This is a genomic window from Cytobacillus massiliigabonensis (assembly GCF_900199725.1).
Lineage (GTDB): Bacteria > Bacillota > Bacilli > Bacillales > Cytobacillaceae > Cytobacillus > Cytobacillus massiliigabonensis.
This window is the reverse complement of sequence record NZ_LT904902.1, coordinates 981,057-1,003,448: the sequence shown is the minus strand read 5'-3', so window position 1 is coordinate 1,003,448 and position 22,392 is coordinate 981,057. Positions and strand designations below refer to the sequence as shown.

The following is a 22,392-nucleotide window of genomic DNA, read 5'->3' as shown; positions in this document are numbered from 1 at the left end:
TTTGCAGCAGATCCTAAGAAAGCGAAGTATATGGCAGCTGTTACGGATTAACGGAAAAATCCATCCCGTTTCAGCTTCTCTATCCCAATGGGATATTATAGAGATTTTAATAAGCCCTTATCCTAGTGATAAGTCATGTTGGTCCGATTTTGCATATACCTCTACAGCACAATTGGCAATTCGAAGAGAGTTAGGAAAAGAAACGGATGACTAAATTCAGCGAGGTTATTCAAGAAAAGGGCCATATAATTGAATAATAAATTAAAGGGGAATAGGAAATTTATGTTAAATTAAGGGTAACGTCAGGAAAATGCGGATTGACAACGCTAAGGAAGTTTCAATATGAAAAAACCTAATTTTTCAGCATTAAATGAGAAATTAGGTTTTTTCATTAATAGAAATAGACTTATAAGTATTTATCACTAATCACTTTCATATGGTGTAACTCGTGCCCGGCGATGCCATATGCAATGGTACTTAACGAAACTGGCCTGTTCATTACAGTTCCATTACGAACCCACGCTGCATCATCAATGGTTGAAATAAGGCTTAACGTGTTGGAGCGTACCGTGTCTAAACCAGCTATTAACTGCTCCCAGGATAATTTGTTGAAGTTTGCCGCAGAAACGTATTGATCCTGATCCATTGCTGGGAGTGGTGCACTTTCATTTCGTGCAATGGCAAGCATTCGATACGACATCACACGTTCCGAGTCGGTCATATGCCCAATCACTTCTTTTAGTGTCCATTTTCCTGGTGCGTACGCCTTTCTTGCTGACTCCTCTGATACGCTGCTTAAAAGGGTAATGGTCTTAGTTCGTTGCTTACTAAGTATTTCTACAATATCTCCATCTGGCACAAGACTAACATACCTATTATGCTCTGGATTTTCAATAAATAATGGTCGTGGACGCACAAGAATCCTCCTCATCGGAATAGTTCATTATGGTTCTAGGCTAATATTCGACTTTCAAGAAGACATTTCCTTTATTTGATATTTAATTTCCTTCCCGCATTTGGAAAACGTTATTCAACAAATGGGCGCTTTTCTGAAATAAGAAAGCGTCTTTCTCCATGAAAAGGACCATTTAATGGAATAAAGCTTATTGAGTTAACGGGACAAGTTGATTAATAAGAAAAGGAAATGAAACTGGTTTATAGAATTAATTAGGTAATTCATTTTCTTGGAGGGATGACTAAATGGCTGAATTGATTTATCATGTCGCAACTACGGCCGATGGATATATTGCAGATCCAAATTACATTGCAGATGATTCGATTTTTCTTTATGAAGGTGACCACGGACCTGACTTTTTATCCGATATTAGAGAATATGGAATTGCTTTAATGGGAGGAAAATCATACGAGCTCGGATTACAGGATGGAATGAAACCAGGTGAACCATGGCCACTCGCAAAGTTTGCAAATCCCGATCTTAAGCATTATGTTTTCTCGAGTAAATTGAATATTGAGTCAAATGAGGAAGTGGAGTTTGTAAAAGAAAACGCAATTGAGTTTGTCAATACTTTAAAACAGGCAGTAAATCAAAAAATTTGGCTGTGTGGTGGTGGTCAACTGGCTGGTTCACTCCTGGACCACGAATTGATCGACACTCTTATACTAAAGGTCAATCCTGTCATGATTGGAGAAGGTATTTCACTTTTTGGTTCGAGTAAAAAGCAGATTCAATTAGAACTAATGGACCTAAAAAAATATAACAATGGGGTTATTTTGCCAAAATACAGGATTATATACAAGTAAAGTAAACTATTATATTGAGAGAGGAATAATTCAGTCTTCCTTTTTAACGGTGAGATATGGATGTGCTCTAAAAATCGACGAATGCTATTTTTACCCCTTTAAAACAAACTAGCTAATACAAGTCATGTAGGTATTCAAGAATAGGGCGCTTTTCTGAAATAAGGAAAGCGTCTTTCTTCATGAAAAGGGCCATTTAATGGAATAAGACTTTGGATAAAAATGGATATTTATGTAAGAGTGTGAAGGGATGTACTTAAACTAACGAAGCAGAATAGTTGAATAAGCACTTTGATAAATATTTGTGGTAAGGTGAATAAGAACTATGGTGAGATTAAAAATTGGAGATGTATTTGAGATAGAAACTACAAAAGGGTTAGCATATTTTCAATATGTTCATAAGGATGATACCATTGGTTCGCTAATAAAAATTATCAATGGGTGATGACTAGTGATTTTAAAGCATTTTCTATTATATTCCGACGATAATGATGAAAGAATTGCAGAAGTAGATAAACTTTATTATCTTTTTATAAATAAACAACCCAACTCTATTTTTAGAACTAACCGATGTGATTTGTGGAGAATCATTGCACAATTTGCAAAACCGCGATAGCATGCACTGGCAATAGAAATGGAATTGGGTATGTTCTACAGATCCTTGGCGATGTTGTTAAGATTCCAAGGGGTGAGTGTTTCATAAAAGGTGATAACCGTTGTGTGTTTTGGATTAGACAAGATGAGACATCTATGTGAACTAGCACATTTATAAAAACTCTTTTTTAAGGATAGAAAAATAGTATTGGTCAACCCACTTATTTTGCCAAAAAAGTTCTTCTTTAAAAATAGCTTCTCTTCTCATACCAATATGCTCCATCAAAACGGCAGAGCTTATATTATTTGAATTACACATACCAACTACTTTATGTGCTTCTAATTTTTTAAAAGCAAATTGCAATAGTAGCTTAGCAGCTTCACTTCCGTAACCTTTTCCCCTGTATTCTGGAAGTATTGCAAAACCAATCTCCCAGCTCTTTCTATATTCACTATTGATCCATATTTGAGCTAAACCAATCGGAACTTTATTCTTATCCGAAGCTACAGTTACAATAAAATCGTAACTTGTTGGTTTTTCTTTTTCTTCAATCTTTTGTATGTACTCTTCACGTACAACATTTTTATCTGATTCTACATATTCTTCAAAGTACCATAAATTTCTATCGCATTCTATCCTGCAAACAAAATCTAAATCTTTGATTGATACCATTGATAGTAATAAATTCGCTCCAGCAAGCTCCATAATAATCCCCTCCATAAAACCGTAATGTACTGTTTTTATTTTACTGATTCATATGGTTCAATCCAAAGAATTGAACCATGAATCTTTTATAAATAGTATAAGTTTATTATAAACGGTACATCTTCTTAAAAACGATACAAATTCATTTTATACTCAATTCTCATCATTTGCCCATCGCAAGGCAATGGATGTACTCGGATTATTGTGAGTATTAACCAAAGAAATGTTAATTAATTAGGGCTCTTTTCTGAAATAAGGGTAGCGTCTTTCTTCATGAAAAGGTCCATTTAGTCGAGTAATAAGAACGAGTTAGTTAAATCAAAAAAATATATTTTTGCGAAGATTCTTTCTCCCTGTTAATATAAATATATTGGAGATATTGAAAGGGGATAAAGATTCGAGATGTGGAAGAGCTTGTAATGATTAGAATTTGAATAGGTTATTTTCACTCTCTTTAAGAGGGTTTATTTGACTATTTATAATCATTCAAGGACCGCATTTCCAGCTCAAAAAAACTCCTTAGGGGATAGATGCTTTTTACATGTCTTTTTTCTTAGAAGGGAATAATTATATCTTCTATTGACCTTATTTATGCGTCCTTTATTTGTAGGGACTAATTTGAAAAACAATCATTCACTATACAATTTAAAATAGCTAAATAGATGGGGTATTAATAAACGGACCTATCATGAAAATAAGCGCTGTTCTTTTATTACAGAAAAGCGCCGATTGTTGACCAATCTATCAATGCTTTGATGATATACATATATTTTTTAAAGAGAACAATATCCAGCCAAATATTCAATTCGAGAATATGAACGAAAATTCTATTTTTTCTATGGTTGAGAATAATTTAGGTATTAGTATTTTACCGGAAATGGTTATCCCAAAAGGATTGGATAAGATAAAGGTCATACCACTTGAATTAGAACAAACTAGAACCATTGGATTAGCCATTAGAACACCTATTTCACCTGCAGTTAAAAAATTCGCCGAGATTACAGAGAATTGGGTAAAAAATGCGGGGCTTTAATTGATTAAAATAAATAATTTTATAACTTTTGTTACACTAAAAGTAGCAAAACTTTTCTTGTGCGCCAAGCATAATATCAGTCTATAGGGAGAAAATCTAGAACTGTGAAGGTAGAAGTAGAAGTAGAAGTAGAAGTCAAGGCAGTATGTAGATCATATTTTTTTATTCCATTAAAGGACGCTTTTCTGAAATAAGAAAGCGTCTTTCTTCATGAAAAGGGCCAGATTGTTGAATAACGCGGTTGATGAGTTATACTAAAAATCGGAAATAGATTGTAAAGAATTATACTTAAACTAGCATAAGTTAAATTTTAATGATAAATACTGTAAAATTCACTTATTCCTATTTAAGGAAAAAGTAAACTTAAAAGATAGATAATAAATTCCATATAAAGGTGGATTCATATGCCTAAAATTGACAATATACTAGCAATTCTATGGATGCTTAGTTCAGGTGAAAAAATTACTGCAAAACAAATTTCAGAAAAGTTAGAGATGAATATAAGGACTGTGTATCGTTATATTGATACACTTTCAACAAGTGGTGTACCTATAATTTCAGACACAGGACATAACGGTGGATACACTTTATTGAACAATTTTATTGAAGTTCCTCTTTTTTTTGATTTTGAGGAGCAAACCTCACTATTTCACGCTGCTGTTTTTGCAGAAGAAGCCGGATATTATGGAGGTGAAGCACTAAATAGGGCTATTTCAAAGCTAAGAAAATATTCAAATCAAGAGCAGGAAACAAAGATAAGCCAACATTTAACCAGTCTTGAAGTAATAAGTCGATTAAGTTCCCTCTCTATGGAACCTTTCTTGAAGGAGCTGGAGCAGGCCGTAGCTAATGGATACTCAACAAAAATTCTATACCATAAAAGTGGCGAAGAGCAATCAAAGTATAGATTGGTTGATCCGTACAGAATTATTTATTGGAATAATAAGTGGTATGTGATTGGATTTTGTCATCTTAGGAATGATATTCGTAGTTTTAGAGTAGATCGAATTGAAAGTCTAATGCTAACCGAAATTAAGTTTAACCGGCCAGAAAATTTTTCAGCACGTGACTTTTTTATGAAAAACATCCTTCCAACTATAGAAGATAAGGAAGGGATTATTCCTTTGGTTATTAATGGAAACGCAAGGACGTTGGATGATATTTGCCAACATTGGTTTTTAGGACATTATTTACAAGAACGGACATCAAATCAAGCAGTATTTCTTCTTGAAAAAAATATGATACATACATATGTACCGTATTTACTTTTACCGTACGGTAAATCTATTCAAGTTATTGAGCCAATAAGTCTTAAGAAAAGACTTATTGAAGTTCTGTCGGAATTAATAAAATTTTATCAAGTATGATAACTTCCCTGACGTTAGCTGTCAGGGAAGTTATATTATAATAGGCTATATCAATTGTAATTGGAGTGTTCATGGATGCAAAGAAAAAAAGTTTATCTTTATGTATTTAATACAATGTCAGACTGGGAATATGGATATTTAATTGCTGAACTAAACTCAGGAAGATTTTTCAAAAAAGATTTAGCACCTTTAAAAGTAGTTACAGTCGGAGTTAATAAAGAAATTATTACTACGATGGGAGGTCTGAGCATAAAACCAGATATTTCCCTTGATGAATGTACCCTTGAGAGTAAAGATCTTTTAGTTTTACCTGGAGGGAATACTTGGAGAGAAGATATTCATCAACCTATCCTGAAAAAAACTGGCGAAGCTTTAAAGCTTGGGACTATTGTTGCTGCAATTTGTGGTGCAACTGAGGGACTAGCGAATATTGGATACCTAGATTCTAGACAGCATACAAGCAATAACTTAGAGTACATTAAAATGGTCTGTCCTAATTATAAAGGCGAAGAATTTCATGAGATGGGACCTGTGGTATCTGGTGAGAATTTGGTCACTGCATCAGGAGTAGCTCCTCTGGAATTTGCGATGGAAGTACTGAAAAAATTAGATGTATTTGCACCAGATACATTACATTCATGGTATAACCTAAATAAGACTCATAAACCTGAATACTTCTTCCAGTTAATGAACTCAATAAATAGATGAGCGAAAAAAATTAACTTAGCAATTTTAAATTAGTTAACATAATTACCATGCATTAGACGATGTCAAAGCATGGTTTTGTTATATAAATCCCCGTTTACTATGCGTTAGCCAGACATTTTTGATTGATTGCTTAAAGGATTCGAACGCATAACCAATGTAAACCAGACGGCAAACCCAAGATAAACTAATGTCAAAATAACGAATATGAAATGAAACTGCTCCGCCAACTGCCGGATTACGGCAAATAAGACAACGATGAAATGTATCAGATTTCCTAATACGACAGGTTTGTTATAGATGCCGCCGATCCGGGCAGAACGTGTAAACCAGTTCAACATTGCGAACCCTAAATATAGTCCTCCGATGATTTGAAGAAGAATCAGAGTAGTGGGTGAAGGGTCAATCCCTAATATTACTGAAATTTCTTCGGGAATAAAGGTTCCTGCCAACCCCAACAAACCCATCATCACGGCACTGCTACTCAAAAGCCATTTTGTTTTCATTTGGTTTCCCCTTTCATCTAATATTGGAATTTTCTAAACAGCATCCAGAGAATTCTAAACAAGGCATGTGTTAGCTTCAAATCGCAATAACCCACGAGTACTGCCCTAAGTAATTTAACAGGCTATCGTTAAATGGCATACTAGAAACATAAAATTGCCTTCCTTTAGGAGATCGATGAAAGTTTTAGACATTTTGGGCGAGGGGGGTGTGAAATCTAATGTTCATTTATACGAATTCTTTTATCCACCCACCGTATACAATATTCGTTAAATTAACCTTTATATAACCTCTGGATAGGTAATTTATTATATTCGACGAAACTCCACTTCTTACCTTTAAGCAAGAGCTAGCTTCAACAAATTTTAGCGATCCCTAATCAAGAGCGTTCCAGCAGCTAGAATGACTTTCTTTACTCATGTTTTAGGCCATGCTGGCTTATTACTCGTTGGAGTACCACTTTTCATTCTTGCAAAGTTCTTTGAATGGATTTTCTAATTAGTCCAGCTATTTAACAATCGGGCGCGTTTATTTAGGAACGCGTTTTTACATGTATTAGGCCAAATGAATAGCGTGTTGTGAAAGTTGTTTTAATTCAGAAAACATCGTGTTATTATAACTGTAACTATTAATTGGAGGTGCTGTTTATCATGTCCGCAGCAATGTTTAAGATGGGGCATAACACATTAAAGGGGATTATCGCCTAACTAGCCCCCTAAACTGCGAATCCCCTTTAAGTTAGTGGGGCATTCAAATGAAAGAAACAAAATTGTCTTTTGTACACAAATTAATTTCTGAACAATTTCCTAATTGGGCAGGTCTTCCTATTAATCGATTTAATTCAAGTGGAACGGATAACAGAATTTATAGACTCGGTAAAAATATGGCTGTTAGACTTCCTTCTAACGAAGGTGGATCTTTACAGATTAAAAAGGAGTATCAATGGCTGCCGTTCATTGAAAAGCACCTACCGGTTTCTGTACCTACACCGATAGCGTTAGGTAACCCGATTGAAGAATATCCTTGGCATTGGTCTGTTTATAAATGGATTGATGGCGAAGACGCGATTACGGGAAGAATGGATGATCCATATCAGGTGGCTTTTGACTTAGGTCAATGTGTGAATGTATTACAGAGAATAGATCCATCAGGTGGACCGACTCCAGGAGACCATAATTTCTGGCGTGGAGTTCCTCTTGCAATGAGGGATGAGTATGTTCGAGAGGCTATTGCAAATTTACAAAATGATATTGATACCAACTTAGCAACATTAGCGTGGGAGGCTGCACTAAATGCACCAATTTGGGGAAAGAATCCAGTATGGATCCATGGAGATCTCTTAGCGGGAAATCTGCTTATTAATCAAGGCAGGTTATGTGCAATCATCGATTTTGGCGGACTTGGTATTGGAGACCCTGCATGTGACTGGTTATTTGCTTGGAGTCTGCTTTCAGTAAAAACCCGTGAAAAATTACGAAAAGAACTATTGGTTGATGAGGCAACCTGGGAACGCGGGCGAGGTTGGGCTCTCTCAGTAGGACTTATTGCTCTTCCGTATTACAAAATCAGTAATCCTGTGTTCGCTGGTATTGCCAGACGCTTAATTGAAGAAGTTCTTGAGGATTACAAAATAGGAGTATAAAAAGAATTAGATTCAACTAAAGGGGGCTTTAGTTCAATAACGATCTTCAACAAACGGGCGCTTTTCTGAAATAGAAAGCGTCTTTCTTCATGAAAAGGGCCAAAATACGGAATAAAATATTAAAGATTAATATTGATAATTAGGAATACATTTAAAATATCTCCAATAGTGATATTCTGAATATGGTGAAAATTTTAAAAAAACCACTTGACATTGGAGTCAACTCAAATGTTATTCTGGATTCATGGAAAAACTTTATTCTATACAAGAGGTTTCGCAGATACTTGGGATGTCTAAGGATAAACTTCGATATTATGACCGGATTGGGATCGTCTCGCCGTCTCGGAAAGACAATCGGTACCGGATGTATTCGAGAGACGACCTCATAGACTTGATGAATATTCAGATTATGCAGTATGCGGACTTTTCTCTTAATGAAATCAAAGGGAAATTTGGTTTCCGTAAGATGGAAAATATCGATTCCTCTTACTGCGAAGAGGTTGCAGCGTTCCTCGATGCTAAAAACGCAGAAACGCGCAAGAAGATCAATCATCTGGAAAAGGTCAGTCGGTTGCTCAACATAGCATCTGAAACGTTAAGAGATTTTAATAGCGAAAGCGATCAACGGTTGGCAGAATTCGTCCGCGAGCTTTACAAGGATATCCACGAGAATGAACCAGGAATTTCTATGGAGGGTTGTGATCAACATCAAGGTTAGGAATTTTTATTATCTGATTGTAGGTGTTCTTGCGATTCTGTTTGCCGTAACTCATGCATGGAACGGACAATACGTTGTACTGGTAACGAACGATATTATGGCGATGTCCATGGATAACCGAACGGTATTGACGTATGTTTGGCACATTATAACGGCAGAAAACCTGGTCTTCGGCATCGCATTCATTTTCATGTCATTCCAAAGTGAGCAATCGAAGGTCCGTTTTACCGCTTGGATGATCGTGACGATCTTGGTTGTCCGACTGATGGTCATTCTTGGTGTAACCGCAATACTTGACGTTTCGGCTCTTACTGATACGCTTTTAGATTCGATTGCCATTGTAATCTATGTTGCCTTGATTATACTGGGCACAACTAAGAAGAATAAACAGTCCGCTGGTTAGCGCTACAATAACAGAGATGACCGAATGTGGCTTTAAAATAAAGTCACGTTAATAAAGATGCGATACTTTACCCCTTTGGATATACATTGTCTAAAGGGTCTTTTTATGGTAAAAATAACATAATTTTATTCCGTAATCGGGCGCAATTCTGCAGCAAGAATTACGCTCCTTCTTTATGTTAAGGGCTATATCGCTGAACAAAACTTAAAGCTAGTTAAAATACATTGGGAGTAAATAGATGGCTTAGTGATAACGAAGTGGAGGATGTTTCGTTAAATAATAATGTTTTAATGGCAGCAAAAGAAAAAGGTGTTTATTTTTACGATGTCCATGCAGGGTGGAAAAAGGGGAGTTCGAGTTATGCTTGTGTAAAATTGAGGTTAGATAAGGCTTATTGAAGTAACGGGTGCGATACTCCAATAAAGCGGTATCGCATTTTCATATTATATTAAAGGGGGGAGTTTAGTTGAACAAGAAGGACTTTTTATTTACTTCAAGAATATTTAATATTTAAGATTTCATAAGGAGGGGGAATATATGCATTTAACTGACCCTACAACTTTTGAAAATTGGATAAAGCCACATTCGACAGAATGGTACCAACAACTGAGTAACCTTCAGGGGAAGTATATATATTCTTGGAATTCTACACTTACAGAGCCTAACGGAGAATCAATTTTTGATAAAGAAGTAATTCAAATCATAGCCAACAAGAAAGTATTAGATGTTGGATGTGGTCACGGTGAGTTTACAAATAAATGTGGTTTGGCTGCAAAAGAAATAATAGGGTTTGATGTAACGCATAAATTTATAGAAACAGGGGTAAATGGAAAAAAAACGAATGTTTCTTTTCTTGTAGGAAATACAAAAAATGGATTACCTTTCAAAAGAGACGAATTTGATTGTGCATTCATAAGAAAGGGTCCTACATCTGCCTATCCCTATCTTAAAAAAGTTTTAAAAAGTAGTGGCAAAATAATCGGTCTTCATCCTGGTGATGAGTCGGGCAAAGAATTACCACTTTTATTCCCAAATCTCTTCGAATTTTCATTAGGAACTCCAATTTTAGATGTTATAAATCAAAGACTTAATATAAGTAACTTTTCTTATGCTAAGATTGATGTAATAAATAGCACAGAGTATATTAAGTCCCCATTAGATATTTTAAAGTTACGAAGTTTTGGTCAACATCCCTCCATTTATATAACATTGAAAGAAAATGACTTACCCGAAATATCTAAGATTTTCGAAAGGAATGCTACTGAGGATGGCTTACCTATAACATTTTCCCGTTATATAGTTCGAGCAGCTGTTTAACTTACTTTTGTTCAACTTATTGTGCTAAAGGGTAGTATTATTTCGATAGCCATCTCCAAAATAGACGCAATCAGCAGTAAGAATTTCGCCCTTTTATTATTCACTCTTATCCTTTTCGAGTAATTCTATAATCCTGTCAAGTTTCTTTTCCAAAGTCGTAATTTTTTGGCTCTCTTGTTTTTTACTTTTAAAAAACCTTATTAGATAAACCATTAGAACAATAATAAAAAATACCCATATTAAAGTAAAAGCCTGAAAAAGTACATCACCCAAATTGATGTTCAAAATTTATCCCTCCCCCTAAAAAGTTTATCAGAATTGTACTATATTTCTCAATAATCATATTCGATGGATAATCAAGCTGATTATTCAAAAGGATTGTACTTAAACTAAAGATTAGAATAGCTCTACAAATAAATTGGTGATATTTTAATTTACTAAGTAGGTTAGTAATAAATCTCAAATGGAGGTAATTTTTTACTCTATGTATAATTAAGCTGAAAATAATCAATAAATAATGGAGGTATATAAATGTGATTGAAGTATCAGCTGACCATTTTACTCTTTTAAAGAAAGAGCTTAAAGATGCACCTACTTTTGCATATAGCGTATTAGATTTGATGATTGAAGGTACTGTATATGCTGATTCAGATAAGTATCATTCATTGCTCATTCAAACAGCATCAGGATTGTATTTTGTAACAGGACATTCTTCAAACAAACTTTTTCTAAAAGGTATTGTTAGTATTTTTGAGAAATCAGTTATTCTGGGGAAAAGATTCACTATATTTTCTAATGAAGAAACCTGGAATCAGTCGATAGAAAAATATTTAGAAGGTAAAGTCAGAAGAATAGAACGTTATTCTTTTTCTTTTGACTTATTAACATATAAAAATAGGAAAAGAAATAACCTTCAGGATTATAATATCTTAAAAAAAGACAATGATCTAATCGAACATTCTTTAGAATTTGATAAGAAATACTTTGATGAATATTGGGATACTGCAGAGAATTTTCTTCAAAATGGGATTGGCTTTTGTGTGTTAGAGAGAGAAAAGATAATTAGTGAAGGTGTATCCATTTTTAAATCTGAAAACTATGCAGAAATCGATATAATAACTGACTTGAATTACAGAGGAAAAGGGTTAGCTAGTATGGTTGCTGAACAATTTATTGATTATTGTATTTCCCAAAACATTCAACCTCGTTGGGATTGTGATGTTGATAATGGTGCTTCTATAAACTTAGGCAGTCAATTAGGTTTTATCGATCCCCAAAAATATGCTGTCTATATTATTAAGGAGTAGTTTGTAACCTTTTTCAAAAACTGGTACGGTTATGGAGTAAAGGATATTGCATTTTTGTTAAATGAACTTGCTTCAATGAATGACAGGTTCATTTAACAAGACATGTAGTTGTTCTTCCGTAAAGTTTTAAACTAATTCAAAGGGGGCCTGCTTTATGAGTCAAAGAGTTTCTTACTATGAAATTGCAGCGGATGGTATGAAAATTATGATGGATATGGAAAAATACACGAAAACGACAGCAATCGAAAGAAAACTTCGTGAACTTATTAAAATTCGTGTTTCTCAAATTAACGGCTGTGCATATTGTTTGAATATGCATACAGCGGACGCGAGAAAAATGGGTGAAACAGAACAAAGACTTTACTGTGTTAGTGCTTGGCAAGAGTGTGACTTTTATACAGAATCAGAAAAAGCAGCTTTAGAGTTAGCCGAGCATGTAACATTAATCCCTGCAAAACGTGTTCCAGATGAGATTTATCAACGGGTGCGTGAACATTTCGATGAAAAACAGTATGTTGACCTTGTCCTAATCATTAATCAAATTAACAGCTGGAATAGAATTTCTATTGCGATGGGCAATAGAGCCACTGAAAAGTAATTCCTTTAAATTGCATTTTCAACATTACGCAAAACCAGCTTATAGAAAACTTAAATTACGATCGGGCGCAATTCTGCAGCAGGAATTGCGCTCTTTTTTATTTTTTCAAGAAAGACTTACTTGATTAAAATTTTATTGTATGTATAATGAATTAAAGATATAAAGACTCTTTAATATCATTTATAAAGGAGGATAGAAAATGAAATATTCAAAAGCCACAAATTATGCCCTGCACACAATGGTATATTTATCATTAACTCCGAAGAATCAAACCGTTGGAGTAGAACAACTGGCAAAAGTTCAAAATTTATCACCGACGTATCTATCGAAAATCCTGACAAAATTGGTTAAAGCAGGGCTTATCGAATCAACTCCGGGTGTCAAAGGCGGGTATAGTATTTTGAAACGTCCAAAGGATATCTCTTTTCTAGATGTGATCTATGCTATCGAAGGAAAAACGACGTTATTTAGCTGTTCACTGGAACATAGTGAGACGAAAAATGGAGATTGTTTAATTGAAAATGTAATGATAGAAGCTGAAAAAAGGATGACAGATGAATTAGCAAACAAAAATATTCATGATATTGCTAATCAAATGGAATCCAGGATGAATGAAGAAAGCAATCACTGCAACAGCGCTAATTAATTTTTTATCTTAATTATAGATATTAAGAGTCTTTTATATACCTGATTAAAGGAGGAAAAAAGATGGTGTTAGACTGTGCAATCATTGGTGGAGGTCCAGCTGGCTTGAATGCTTCTCTCGTTTTAGGGAGAGCAAAAATGAATGCTGTCCTGTTAGACGAAGATAAACCTAGAAATGCAGTGACTAATGAATCTCATGGATTTATTACGAGGGATGGTATTACACCTTCGGAATTTAAAAAAATAGCGAAGGAGGATGTAAAGAAATATTCTTCAAATTTATCCGTTTATAATGAACAAGTTACTGATATAAATAGGGAGAACAACCTATTTACTATCCGTACAAAAGCAGGAAAGCTTTTTCATTCTAGAAAAGTTATTCTTTCAACGGGCCTTAGGGATTTGTTGCCTAGTGTTAAAGGAATTCAGGATTTTTATGGGAAGAGTTTGTTTAGTTGTCCATTTTGTGATGGATGGGAGTTAAGAGATAAACCATTAGTAGTTATTGCAGAGAATGAAAATGCATTTCATTTGGTCAAAATGGTCTCTAATTGGAGCAATGATCTTCTTGTTTGTACAAATGGAAAAGAAAGCCTTACCGGTGAACAGAAGGAACTATTAGCATTGAAAAAAATAAAAGTCATTGATGATGAAATCGAAAAGTTACAAGGCGAGAATGGATTATTAAAGAGTGTGAAGTTCGTGAATGGGCTTGAAATGGAAAGAGCAGGTGGCTTTATCACTACTGACTTGAAACAATCATCTTCGTTCGCTCATTCCTTAGGCTGTAAATTAAATGAAATGGGTGGGATTGAGACGGATGATTTAGGACGTACAAGTGTAAAGGGAGTCTATGCTAGTGGAGATAGCTCTATAAAAGGACCTGCTCAATTAATAGTAGCTGCTGCTGACGGAAGTAAGGCTGCTATGGGTGTGGTACATGATCTTATAAATGAGGATTTTTAATTAAAAAGGTTTAGCATATCTGAATGGGTAAATGCTAGAAATTTTTTAGGTTAAATATAGATATAAAGTGTCTTTTATATCACGGGGAGTTGGGTGAAGAGTTTTGTAACATGAACGCCTTTTTATAGTATTGGCATCACCTGTGATTTCAAAGTTCTGCAGAATAAGCATATTCCCCTAGTTAAAATAGATGAGAGTGGAAAAATAGTGATTATGAAATAATGCCATTTTATATCAGAAACTTAAATATGGAGGTAGAGAAAAGATGGAGTTCTGGGAATCCAATTTTATAGAAAAACAAACAATGTGGGGATTTGAACCTACTGACTCTGCAATCTTGACAAAGGACTTTTTCCTTGAAAGGAATGTTAAGGATATACTAATACCGGGCATTGGCTATGGCAGGAATGCGAAGGTTTTTATCGAAAGTGGAATGAAAGTGACAGGCATTGAGATTTCAAAAACGGCAATTGAATTAGCCAGGGAAAATGGAGTGAATAATAGAATCTTTCATGGTTCAGTAACTGAAATGCCCTTTGATCATAATCTTTACGATGGTATATTCTCTCATGCTCTTATTCATTTATTGAATAAGCAGGAGAGAGAGAAGTTTATTAAAGATTGCTATAATCAGTTGAAGCCAAATGGATATATGATTTTTACAACTGTTTCACAAAAAGCCCCCATGTTTGGTAAGGGCAAACAATTGGATAAAGACTATTTTGAAATCATGAAAGGAATAAAAATGTTTTTTTATGGTTCTGACACGGTAAAAAGAGAATTTGGCGAATATGGTCTAGTAGAGTTTTCAGAAATTGACGAGCCAGATAAGGAAATGAAAAATAAACCTCCAATAAATTTTATCATGATAAAATGTAAGAAGAGATAAAAATGAGAAAAAACAATTGTAAAAGAAATATTCATGATTCCGAGAGTGGGAATACTTATGATGGCATTTTAAAAAAGACTAAGGTGAAAGTTTTATCAATTTTTTATTTTATTTTGGCCGGTGCTGTTAAATCCATAAAATTAAATAAAACCCAAATAATTGGGTTTTATTTGTGACAAATCAGTCTGGTGATTTAAGTGATTGCATTCACATACTTCACCTTAGAAAATTTGCCTTCCGACAGAATATAAAAAGGATTAACTAATTGTTAAGTTTTTTCTCTTGCTGTCTTAATAATAAAAAAGAACCCGCAATGATGGTAATGTATGAAGCTATTTGTTCTATTGAAGCCTGTTCTACAGTCATAGTGACAATGCCCAAACCGCATAGAAGCGCAGCAATTTTTCGATTAAACATCAGCAAGCCTCCTCCATAATATCAACTAATTGTATTATATTTCCATTACATCAAACAATTTGCACTAAAAAACATGATGAGCCATATTTCATAATTATTTCATAATCTCTTGAATGTAGACAGTTAATTAATCGACCACCAGCGAAGGAAGTTGAATGATTGTATTTTGTGATGAAGTTGGTTAAGGAGAGAGTATGAATGGACAATAGAAGTCTGTTTTTTGTTTCCTTTTGGGTTTATGGCAGGATCGTTCAATAGGGATCATTTACACTTAAAAAAGGAGGATTGAATGATTTGAAGTTTTTATTTGCAATCCCACTTATTCTTATTGGTGCTTTGTTGATAGGGTTAACGAGTCATGCTATTGGCAATATAGGCAATGCCATTATAGATATTATAGGATGGGGGGTTATGGTAGCTGCCATTCTAATTGTCAGAAGAAAAAAGGTAGAAGAAAATAATCAACTATAACAAAAGGTCTAAATAGTCGATAAAACTAAACAGGCAGTTAGAGATAGTTTCTTTTATTATAGAACCATAAAGCACCTAATATTCAAGGAGGGAAAACATGGATTACATTTCACCGAAAGAGGCGGTATTAAAGGTGAAACGGTGGCCTAAAGATCCCATAGCGGCGGGGCGGCGTCATACCATTGGTCTTAAAGTGGATGGCAATGTGATGGCTGTGGGTGATAATAAATATGGTCAATGTGATGTAAGCGGCTGGCGCGATATGGTGGCGGTGGTAGCGGGTAATGTTCATATGGCGCCGAACACAGGGAATGCTCATTCAATCGGTCTTAGATCTGATCGTACGGTAGCGGCTGTTGGTTGGAATAAGCATGGCCAATGCGATGTAGAGGACTGGCGTGATATTGTAGCGGTGGCTTCGGGTTGGTGCAGTACCATTGGTCTTAAAGCGGATGGGACGGTGGCAGCAGTGGGCCGAAATAATGAAGGTGAATGCAATGTAAGCAGCTGGTTCGATATGGTGACAGTGGCAGCGGGTGACTGGCATACCATTGGTCTTAAAGTGGATGGCACGGTGATGGCTGTGGGGAATAATCGGTATCGCCAATGCAATGTAAGCTGCTGGCGCGATATGGTGGCAGTTGCGGCAGGTTATCTTCATACTGTGGGTCTTCAATCGGACGGAACGGTGACGGGTGTGGGTTCAAATAGACATAACCAATGTGATCTAAGCGGCTGGCGCGGAATTGTGGCGATCGCTGCAGGCAGTAATCATACCATTGGTCTTAAAGCGGATGGAACGGTGGTGGCTGTTGGCTGGAATAAGTATGGTCAATGTAATGTAAGGGATTGGCATAATATTGTGGCGATCGCGGCTGGTTGTTCCCATACAGTCGGTCTTAAAGCAGATGGCACAGTGGTTGCTGTGGGTGATAATGAATACGGTCAATGTGATGTAAGCAGCTGGCGCGGCATTCAACTGCCCAGCAATTAAATGTAATAATTCGGAGTAAATTGTCGGTCTGATTAATTGAACAAGTTTTTATGTACGAAGTAGTTGAAATTAGGCAGACCGACATTTACATATTTGGCTGTGAGCAGATGCCCATGAATATTTTTTGTGAAAAAGAAACCCTAGGCTTGACCTAGAGTTCCAAAAAGTTTTCAGTGTTTGTCCACTAATTAACTTTTTACCTGAGATTTGCAATAAACATCAACAAAGTGAGCAGGGTTTAATTTTTCACCCGTTACACGGCTTATTTTTTCATTCCAGTCATAAAGGGCAGCTGGTTTGAAGAATTGATTGATGAGCATTTCACCTGTTTCTTTTGTGAAAAATTCAGGAGAAATCTTCGTTTCAATATGACGAAGAAGCTGAGCTGCCATTAATTCTCCAAGCAGGTAATTTTGGTAGTAAATAGGTGCGAGTGTAAAATGAATTTTTGCAGCCCAATCCGGATTATCGGTTGAATCAGGAGGAGTGACTAGCTGAATCTCATTCACTGTTTTCCACCATAAAGCGTTTAAATCTTGATCGGGATTTTCGTACAGTTCTTTTTCAAAAAATACAAAGGTAATAATCCATCTTGCTGCAATAAGCATTTGTAACTGTTGGTACTTTTCTAATTCAGGAGCAAGCTCATTTATGGTTGCTTCATCCAGTTGTAAGAAGCGCTTTAACCAACGCGGATCTTTGCCCATTTTTCCAAATAACATCGCGATCGCTTCGGTTGTTAAGATATGACTAATTGTACGTAGTCCGAATGGAAGGCTAGCGTCTACATATTTGAAATAAGCCGCATGGCCAAACTCATGCAGGTTCGTTTCCATCCAATACGCATCTTCCGTTAAGTTACAAAGGACACGAACATCACCTTCGCGGTCAATATCCGTGCAAAAGGCTGTTGGGTTTTTCTTTTCTCTAGGGAACAAATCGCTTTTTGCATATAGGTCATCAATTTCGATTCCCATAGAATTGAACGTATCTGTTGTGATTTGGACAATGTCCTTCCCTTTGTAAAAAGGATCCAGATTGGTTGAATCAGATGGCGGAGCCTCTTGGAAAAAGGGATCGACATAATGCCATGGGCGTATATCTTCTGGATTAATCCCAAATCTAGCTGCTAAACGTTCATCGAGTTCTTGCTTCATCGAGCGATAGGCTTCATCTGATTGAGCAATAAGTTCGTTGAAAATAGCGAATACCTCGTCACGGTCAAGTTCTTGAAGAGCAAAGCCCATTTGATGATGGTTATCATAACCAAGAAGCTGTGCAGCTTCATTGCGCTTCTTTACAAGCTCCAGCAGGCCTTTTTCTACGACTTTGCCAACTTCCTTACTTGCAAACCATACTTTTTTGCGCAATTCTTGGTCATCACTATTAACCAATATCTCTCGAATATCATTGGCAGAATACTTCTTTCCATCCACAACAGGCGTGTATGTGTTAAATAATAAATTGAGTTCTGAAGAGCGTTTTGATAAATCAGCAATCACTTCTTCAGGGAGTTGATTCCCTTCCATTGCGCTTAGCAGAAGTTGAAGCTGACGTTTTTCGATTTCCGTTAAGTTTTCCGTTGCTAGAAATTGTTTTGTTTTCTCGTATGAGTCTTTTGAAGAGAATAATAGACTGTACCTGGTTTCAGCTTCACTTAATTTAGCAGCCCACTCAGGGTCTCCAGTTGTTTGGGCCATCCAGCTTGCTTGAGCCCCAACTTTAGATAATACTTGCATTTGGTCATTGATCTCTTTTAGAAATGTTTGCAGTGTTTCCATATTATCGCTACCTTTCTATAACTATTTATCACAATAGTAACATTATTAAGAATTCGTTAAAGGTATTCTTAACCCTTTAAAAGCTTATAAAATATTTAAACAGTATCCTAATTTTATCTAATGAGGTGTGAAATCTTGTCGCATGTAAGAATTCGATGTACCGCTTTAATTATCGAGAATAATTCTGTCCTTTTAGTTGAATACGATGATAATGGGATTCATTATAATTTACCCGGCGGAGGGCTGGAGCCAGGTGAAACGATAATTGAGGGTGTTGCAAGAGAAGTGTTAGAAGAAACGACAGCTCAAGTGGATGTTGGACCATTAGCGTTAATTTACGAGTTTGCCCCTCATCAACAATCTGGTAATTATAATATCAATGAGCAACACGCATTACATCTCATTTTTGAATGTAAAATAAAGAATAATTCAATGCCGCAATTACCCGAATTTCCTGATCTAAACCAATCGGCAGTCAAGTGGATTCCTCTCGAGGAACTAGACTCCATTTTACTGATCCCAAATATTAACGAGCAAATCAAAAGCTATGTGGAGAACAAAAGAAGCATCGACTTAATTGAGGATTATAGATTAGACAAACTCCGTATAGAATTGAATTAATTCATCTCGATACGAACCATGCTTAAGCTAGTTGTGTTCATTGCTGCGTCCGCAGCTTTGTATGCAAGCGGGCAATTCGTGCTTGCAGTTATTTTTCTGACAGTTTCCCTTCTTGTTGTGGCAGCAGTAATCATCTTGCAGCTTCACAAGATCAGTACATAAAGTGGATTATTTTAAAATTGAACGTATGTCATCGGTGCAATCTTCAGCAAGAATGACGCTCTTTCTTTGTAAAAGAAGGAGACGTTCTTATTAGTATGGAATTTATAGGTACAACTGCTAACTGGCTATGTGGGAAAAAGGGAGAGAGCTGCAATGGAAATTGAAAAGGATCTAACTCTTGAAGGAGAGACGGTTTCACTTATTCCTCTTGAATTAAAGGATGTGGAATTATTATTTGAAGCGTTACAGAGCCCTGAAGTATGGAAATACACGTGGAGAGAAATTAACACAGTGGATGATTTGGAACAAGTATTAATAATGGCTGTTAATAATAAAAAGGAGGGTAAACAAATCCCATTTATTATTAAGGATAAAAAAACTGGCCGAGTAATAGGAACAACTCGCATTGGTGATATTGATAAAGGAAATAGGAATGTGGAAATAGGCTGGACCTGGCTTTCACCGAAGGTTTGGAAAACAAAGGTAAACACTGAATGTAAATTGTTATTACTTACGTATTGCTTTGAACAATTAAAAGTCCTTCGTGTCCAATTTTCAGTTAGCGGACAAAACGTGCGATCACAAAAAGCAGTTGAACGAATAGGGGCAACAAAAGAAGGAGTATTTCGTAAACATAGGGTAAAGGCAGACGGTACCATTCACGATAATATATTTTACAGTATTATTGATAGTGAATGGGAGTCAGTTAAACAAAGATTGAACTATTTATTAGCGAAAAAATATTAATTGGATGAATGTATTTTTAAAAATTTTATATGGAAGAAGTAGAACGATCAACTTGTGAAGGAAAAGGCGCAATTCCAAAATAAGGATGGCAATCTATATTCTTTAGCTTTATTCAAATGCTCTTTTATAACTGAATGTTGATTTTTCCTGCATTTAAAAAATAAACGGAAAATTTCCGTTTAAATTGGGAAATATCGATTTTTCCTTAAAAATAAGGGGAATTTTTCCGGTTATAGGATCCAAATCTTTGGATTTTGTCTAATTTAGAGCAGTTAACCGGAATTTCTCCGCTTATTTCTGCTGTTTAAGCTTCTTTTTTGTAAATTAGACGGAAATTATCCGCTTATTCATACACGAAAATCAAGATTGCATAATAGCAGAGCTTACTATTCAAAAAATAATAAACGAAGGGGAGAGCAGAATGAAGTTTTGCATGAAGTTTGGTGATACTAATTTTATTGGGGTGGCGAATGCGGCTAAATACAACTCATTCGTAGATGAAGATTGGGAGTTTGATAGTCTTTTGCAGCATTTTGGAGACGAAATGAAACAAGGGCACATTTTGGTTTTTCAAATGACGGAAGAAGGAATTGAACATTCTTGGAAAGTGGATGTTAAAGTAGGGACAGAAGAAATAGAGCATTCATGCTTTAGGAAAGCAGCAGGGTATATAGAAGTAACGGAAAATCAGCTATATTTAGTGGATTATGACTGCCTTACAATGGCTGCTCAGTTTGAAGATCAGAACGTGCCTGATCAAAATTGTTCCAATTATAAGTTTGATATTGAAAATGGCTTTTACAAGGTTGAGGTAGTTCAATATTATAATGTAGATACAGATGAATATGTTGGAGCGAGCGATACGGACCTTTTGTTAAATTTCATAAAGGTTCCCGCCATTGAACCGATAGCTGAAAGTGTATTTTGGTGTACATATTAAATGGATTAATGGAGAGCTATCCATGAACAGGGGATTCAAATGAACATAATGAAATTAAATGTCCGACAATCTATTTTTGTCCTTTTATTTGTTTTCGTATTAGTCCTTAGTTTTGGTTATTTCACTGTATTATTACTAAACACAACATTATTTATCCCAATAATTGCAGCGGGTTCTGCTTTAGCTGGCAGCTTGATTGCTAAGAAAATGATTAAGGACTGAACATAGCAGGATCTTTCTTCAACAAGTATTTATATTTCATATCTTTCGCCATCGGACACTTTCCTTGACTAAAAAAGTGTCCTTTTTCTTGTATGGAAGGTGTTTCCATGATCTATAAAATTAATTTATTATTTCTTCTTTACATACCTAGCAAGGGTATGGTAATATGAAATCAAGATAGGAGGTTGAACCGATGGAAAACACAGTGAAAGAAGTAGCTTGTCATCCTGAGGATGTTGCGTCTTGTCGGAAAAGTCATCATCCAGAGCGTGTGAAAAAGGATTTAACCAATCGATTAAATCGAATCGAAGGCCAAATTAGAGGAATCAAAGGAATGGTTGACAAGGACGTTTATTGTGATGATATTATCACACAACTTTCTGCTACACAGTCTGCATTAAATAGCGTGGCCAAAATTCTTTTGGAAGGTCATTTAAAGGGTTGTGTTGTCGATCGCCTTTCAGATGGGGATGAAGAAGTTTTAGATGAATTAGTTGTAACGATTCATAAGCTAATGAAAAAATAAAAAACTTTATAACTTGATAGGGAATAAAAAATTTTTATAATTTTTATACCCCTATAGTGTATATTGCGCCAACTATCAATTTTAATTAAAGGAGAGAAAAAAGATGAAGAATATAACATTAAACGTACAAGGGATGTCATGTGGACATTGTGTAAATTCAATCGAAGGAAGCGTAGGTCAATTAGAAGGTGTTAGCGAAGTAAAGGTTAAATTAAATGATGCTCAAGTTGAAGTAGCATTTAATGAAATGCAAGTATCCCTTGATAAAATTAAAGAAACGATTGAAGATCAAGGATATGAGGTAGAATAAGAGTGCTTCTATAGCACTCTCTAATTTTCAAAGAAATATACCCCTTATA

The 22,392-nt window shown here is 35.5% G+C and carries 28 protein-coding genes; 21 read left to right on the top strand and 7 right to left on the bottom strand.

The features are described 5' to 3' along the window. Positions 1–406 precede the first annotated feature (406 nt). Positions 407–916 (bottom strand): DinB family protein, encoded by a 510-nt coding sequence (locus tag C1726_RS05395; protein ID WP_102272227.1) that lies wholly within the window; start codon positions 914–916, stop codon positions 407–409. Between the two features lie 284 nt (positions 917–1,200). On the opposite strand from C1726_RS05395, the gene C1726_RS05390 reads away from it, so the two are divergent. Beyond that, positions 1,201–1,761, top strand: coding sequence for a dihydrofolate reductase family protein (locus tag C1726_RS05390; protein ID WP_102272226.1), 561 nt, complete (start codon positions 1,201–1,203; stop codon positions 1,759–1,761). A 763-nt stretch (positions 1,762–2,524) separates the two neighbouring features. On the opposite strand, the gene C1726_RS05385 is transcribed toward C1726_RS05390, so the two are convergent. Further along, positions 2,525–3,058 (bottom strand): GNAT family N-acetyltransferase, encoded by a 534-nt coding sequence (locus C1726_RS05385; protein ID WP_102272225.1) that lies wholly within the window; start codon positions 3,056–3,058, stop codon positions 2,525–2,527. A 739-nt stretch (positions 3,059–3,797) separates the two neighbouring features. Between C1726_RS05385 and C1726_RS05380 the strand changes: the two genes are divergently transcribed. The 3 genes from C1726_RS05380 (at position 3,798) to C1726_RS05370 (ending at position 6,166) form a co-directional block, all read left to right on the top strand. Continuing rightward, entirely contained in the window at positions 3,798–4,091 is a 294-nt protein-coding gene (locus tag C1726_RS05380; RefSeq protein WP_102272224.1) for a LysR family transcriptional regulator substrate-binding protein, read from the top strand. A gap of 404 nt (positions 4,092–4,495) precedes the next feature. After that, a complete protein-coding gene (locus tag C1726_RS05375; RefSeq protein WP_102272223.1) occupies positions 4,496–5,458 on the top strand; it encodes a helix-turn-helix transcriptional regulator in 963 nt (320 codons plus the stop codon). Positions 5,459–5,533: 75 nt separating this feature from the next. Beyond that, positions 5,534–6,166 (top strand): type 1 glutamine amidotransferase family protein, encoded by a 633-nt coding sequence (locus tag C1726_RS05370; RefSeq protein WP_102272222.1) that lies wholly within the window; start codon positions 5,534–5,536, stop codon positions 6,164–6,166. Between the two features lie 104 nt (positions 6,167–6,270). Here C1726_RS05370 and C1726_RS05365 read toward each other — a convergent pair whose 3' ends face one another. Beyond that, complete coding sequence (locus C1726_RS05365; RefSeq protein WP_102272221.1) at positions 6,271–6,669, bottom strand: multidrug DMT transporter permease; 399 nt, start codon at positions 6,667–6,669, stop codon at positions 6,271–6,273. Positions 6,670–7,421: 752 nt separating this feature from the next. Here C1726_RS05365 and C1726_RS05360 point away from each other — a divergent pair. The 4 genes from C1726_RS05360 to C1726_RS05345 all read left to right on the top strand — a co-directional run bounded on the left by C1726_RS05360 (position 7,422) and on the right by C1726_RS05345 (position 10,747). Continuing rightward, on the top strand, positions 7,422–8,309 hold the full coding sequence (locus C1726_RS05360; RefSeq protein ID WP_102272220.1) for an aminoglycoside phosphotransferase family protein: 888 nt from the start codon (positions 7,422–7,424) through the stop codon (positions 8,307–8,309). Between the two features lie 244 nt (positions 8,310–8,553). Then, the gene (locus tag C1726_RS05355) at positions 8,554–9,027 is read left to right on the top strand and encodes a MerR family transcriptional regulator (RefSeq protein WP_102272219.1); all 474 of its coding nucleotides are present in this window, start codon (positions 8,554–8,556) and stop codon (positions 9,025–9,027) included. Next, positions 9,008–9,430 (top strand): hypothetical protein, encoded by a 423-nt coding sequence (locus tag C1726_RS05350; RefSeq protein ID WP_180968125.1) that lies wholly within the window; start codon positions 9,008–9,010, stop codon positions 9,428–9,430. Before C1726_RS05355 ends, C1726_RS05350 begins: the two co-directional genes overlap by 20 nt. Before the next feature lie 537 nt (positions 9,431–9,967). Then, the gene (locus tag C1726_RS05345) at positions 9,968–10,747 is read left to right on the top strand and encodes a class I SAM-dependent methyltransferase (protein WP_102272217.1); all 780 of its coding nucleotides are present in this window, start codon (positions 9,968–9,970) and stop codon (positions 10,745–10,747) included. 96 nt (positions 10,748–10,843) lie between these two features. Here C1726_RS05345 and C1726_RS26925 read toward each other — a convergent pair whose 3' ends face one another. Next, complete coding sequence (locus tag C1726_RS26925) at positions 10,844–11,020, bottom strand: DUF4083 family protein (RefSeq protein ID WP_407642011.1); 177 nt, start codon at positions 11,018–11,020, stop codon at positions 10,844–10,846. A 260-nt stretch (positions 11,021–11,280) separates the two neighbouring features. Here C1726_RS26925 and C1726_RS05335 point away from each other — a divergent pair, with 260 nt between their 5' ends. The 5 genes from C1726_RS05335 (at position 11,281) to C1726_RS05315 (ending at position 15,152) form a co-directional block, all read left to right on the top strand. Then, the gene (locus tag C1726_RS05335; RefSeq protein ID WP_102272215.1) at positions 11,281–12,054 is read left to right on the top strand and encodes a GNAT family N-acetyltransferase; all 774 of its coding nucleotides are present in this window, start codon (positions 11,281–11,283) and stop codon (positions 12,052–12,054) included. Positions 12,055–12,208: 154 nt separating this feature from the next. Then, positions 12,209–12,652 (top strand): carboxymuconolactone decarboxylase family protein, encoded by a 444-nt coding sequence (locus C1726_RS05330; RefSeq protein WP_102272214.1) that lies wholly within the window; start codon positions 12,209–12,211, stop codon positions 12,650–12,652. A gap of 199 nt (positions 12,653–12,851) precedes the next feature. Beyond that, entirely contained in the window at positions 12,852–13,298 is a 447-nt protein-coding gene (locus C1726_RS05325; RefSeq protein ID WP_102272213.1) for an RrF2 family transcriptional regulator, read from the top strand. A 62-nt stretch (positions 13,299–13,360) separates the two neighbouring features. Next, on the top strand, positions 13,361–14,263 hold the full coding sequence (locus C1726_RS05320) for an NAD(P)/FAD-dependent oxidoreductase (RefSeq protein ID WP_102272212.1): 903 nt from the start codon (positions 13,361–13,363) through the stop codon (positions 14,261–14,263). Positions 14,264–14,528: 265 nt separating this feature from the next. Then, positions 14,529–15,152, top strand: coding sequence for a class I SAM-dependent methyltransferase (locus tag C1726_RS05315; RefSeq protein ID WP_102272211.1), 624 nt, complete (start codon positions 14,529–14,531; stop codon positions 15,150–15,152). Positions 15,153–15,413: 261 nt separating this feature from the next. On the opposite strand, the gene C1726_RS26105 is transcribed toward C1726_RS05315, so the two are convergent. Beyond that, on the bottom strand, positions 15,414–15,569 hold the full coding sequence (locus C1726_RS26105; RefSeq protein ID WP_180968106.1) for a hypothetical protein: 156 nt from the start codon (positions 15,567–15,569) through the stop codon (positions 15,414–15,416). 294 nt (positions 15,570–15,863) lie between these two features. Between C1726_RS26105 and C1726_RS26100 the strand changes: the two genes are divergently transcribed. Together C1726_RS26100 and C1726_RS05310 are read left to right on the top strand one after the other, a co-directional pair. Next, on the top strand, positions 15,864–16,040 hold the full coding sequence (locus C1726_RS26100) for a hypothetical protein (protein ID WP_180968105.1): 177 nt from the start codon (positions 15,864–15,866) through the stop codon (positions 16,038–16,040). A gap of 97 nt (positions 16,041–16,137) precedes the next feature. Further along, positions 16,138–17,034 (top strand): RCC1 domain-containing protein, encoded by an 897-nt coding sequence (locus tag C1726_RS05310; protein WP_102272210.1) that lies wholly within the window; start codon positions 16,138–16,140, stop codon positions 17,032–17,034. Between the two features lie 188 nt (positions 17,035–17,222). Here C1726_RS05310 and C1726_RS05305 read toward each other — a convergent pair whose 3' ends face one another. Continuing rightward, positions 17,223–18,815 carry a M2 family metallopeptidase gene (locus tag C1726_RS05305; RefSeq protein ID WP_102272209.1) on the bottom strand — a complete coding sequence of 531 codons (1,593 nt, stop codon included), beginning with the start codon at positions 18,813–18,815 and terminating at the stop codon, positions 17,223–17,225. A gap of 135 nt (positions 18,816–18,950) precedes the next feature. On the opposite strand from C1726_RS05305, the gene C1726_RS05300 reads away from it, so the two are divergent. Next, positions 18,951–19,436, top strand: a complete 486-nt coding sequence (locus C1726_RS05300; protein WP_180968104.1) for an NUDIX domain-containing protein — start codon at positions 18,951–18,953, stop codon at positions 19,434–19,436. On the opposite strand, the gene C1726_RS26095 is transcribed toward C1726_RS05300, so the two are convergent. Beyond that, on the bottom strand, positions 19,433–19,570 hold the full coding sequence (locus C1726_RS26095; RefSeq protein ID WP_180968103.1) for a hypothetical protein: 138 nt from the start codon (positions 19,568–19,570) through the stop codon (positions 19,433–19,435). The two genes, C1726_RS05300 and C1726_RS26095, sit on opposite strands and share 4 nt — an antisense overlap. 181 nt (positions 19,571–19,751) lie before the next feature. Between C1726_RS26095 and C1726_RS05295 the strand changes: the two genes are divergently transcribed. The 5 genes from C1726_RS05295 (at position 19,752) to copZ (ending at position 22,343) form a co-directional block, all read left to right on the top strand. Beyond that, positions 19,752–20,345, top strand: coding sequence for a GNAT family N-acetyltransferase (locus C1726_RS05295; protein ID WP_102272208.1), 594 nt, complete (start codon positions 19,752–19,754; stop codon positions 20,343–20,345). A gap of 433 nt (positions 20,346–20,778) precedes the next feature. Next, positions 20,779–21,285 (top strand): hypothetical protein, encoded by a 507-nt coding sequence (locus tag C1726_RS05290; protein ID WP_102272376.1) that lies wholly within the window; start codon positions 20,779–20,781, stop codon positions 21,283–21,285. 39 nt (positions 21,286–21,324) lie between these two features. After that, on the top strand, positions 21,325–21,507 hold the full coding sequence (locus C1726_RS05285; protein ID WP_102272207.1) for a hypothetical protein: 183 nt from the start codon (positions 21,325–21,327) through the stop codon (positions 21,505–21,507). A gap of 193 nt (positions 21,508–21,700) precedes the next feature. Beyond that, complete coding sequence (locus tag C1726_RS05280; RefSeq protein WP_102272206.1) at positions 21,701–22,033, top strand: metal-sensitive transcriptional regulator; 333 nt, start codon at positions 21,701–21,703, stop codon at positions 22,031–22,033. A 103-nt stretch (positions 22,034–22,136) separates the two neighbouring features. Next, positions 22,137–22,343, top strand: coding sequence for a copper chaperone CopZ (copZ, locus tag C1726_RS05275; protein ID WP_102272205.1), 207 nt, complete (start codon positions 22,137–22,139; stop codon positions 22,341–22,343). Positions 22,344–22,392: the final 49 nt, after the last annotated feature.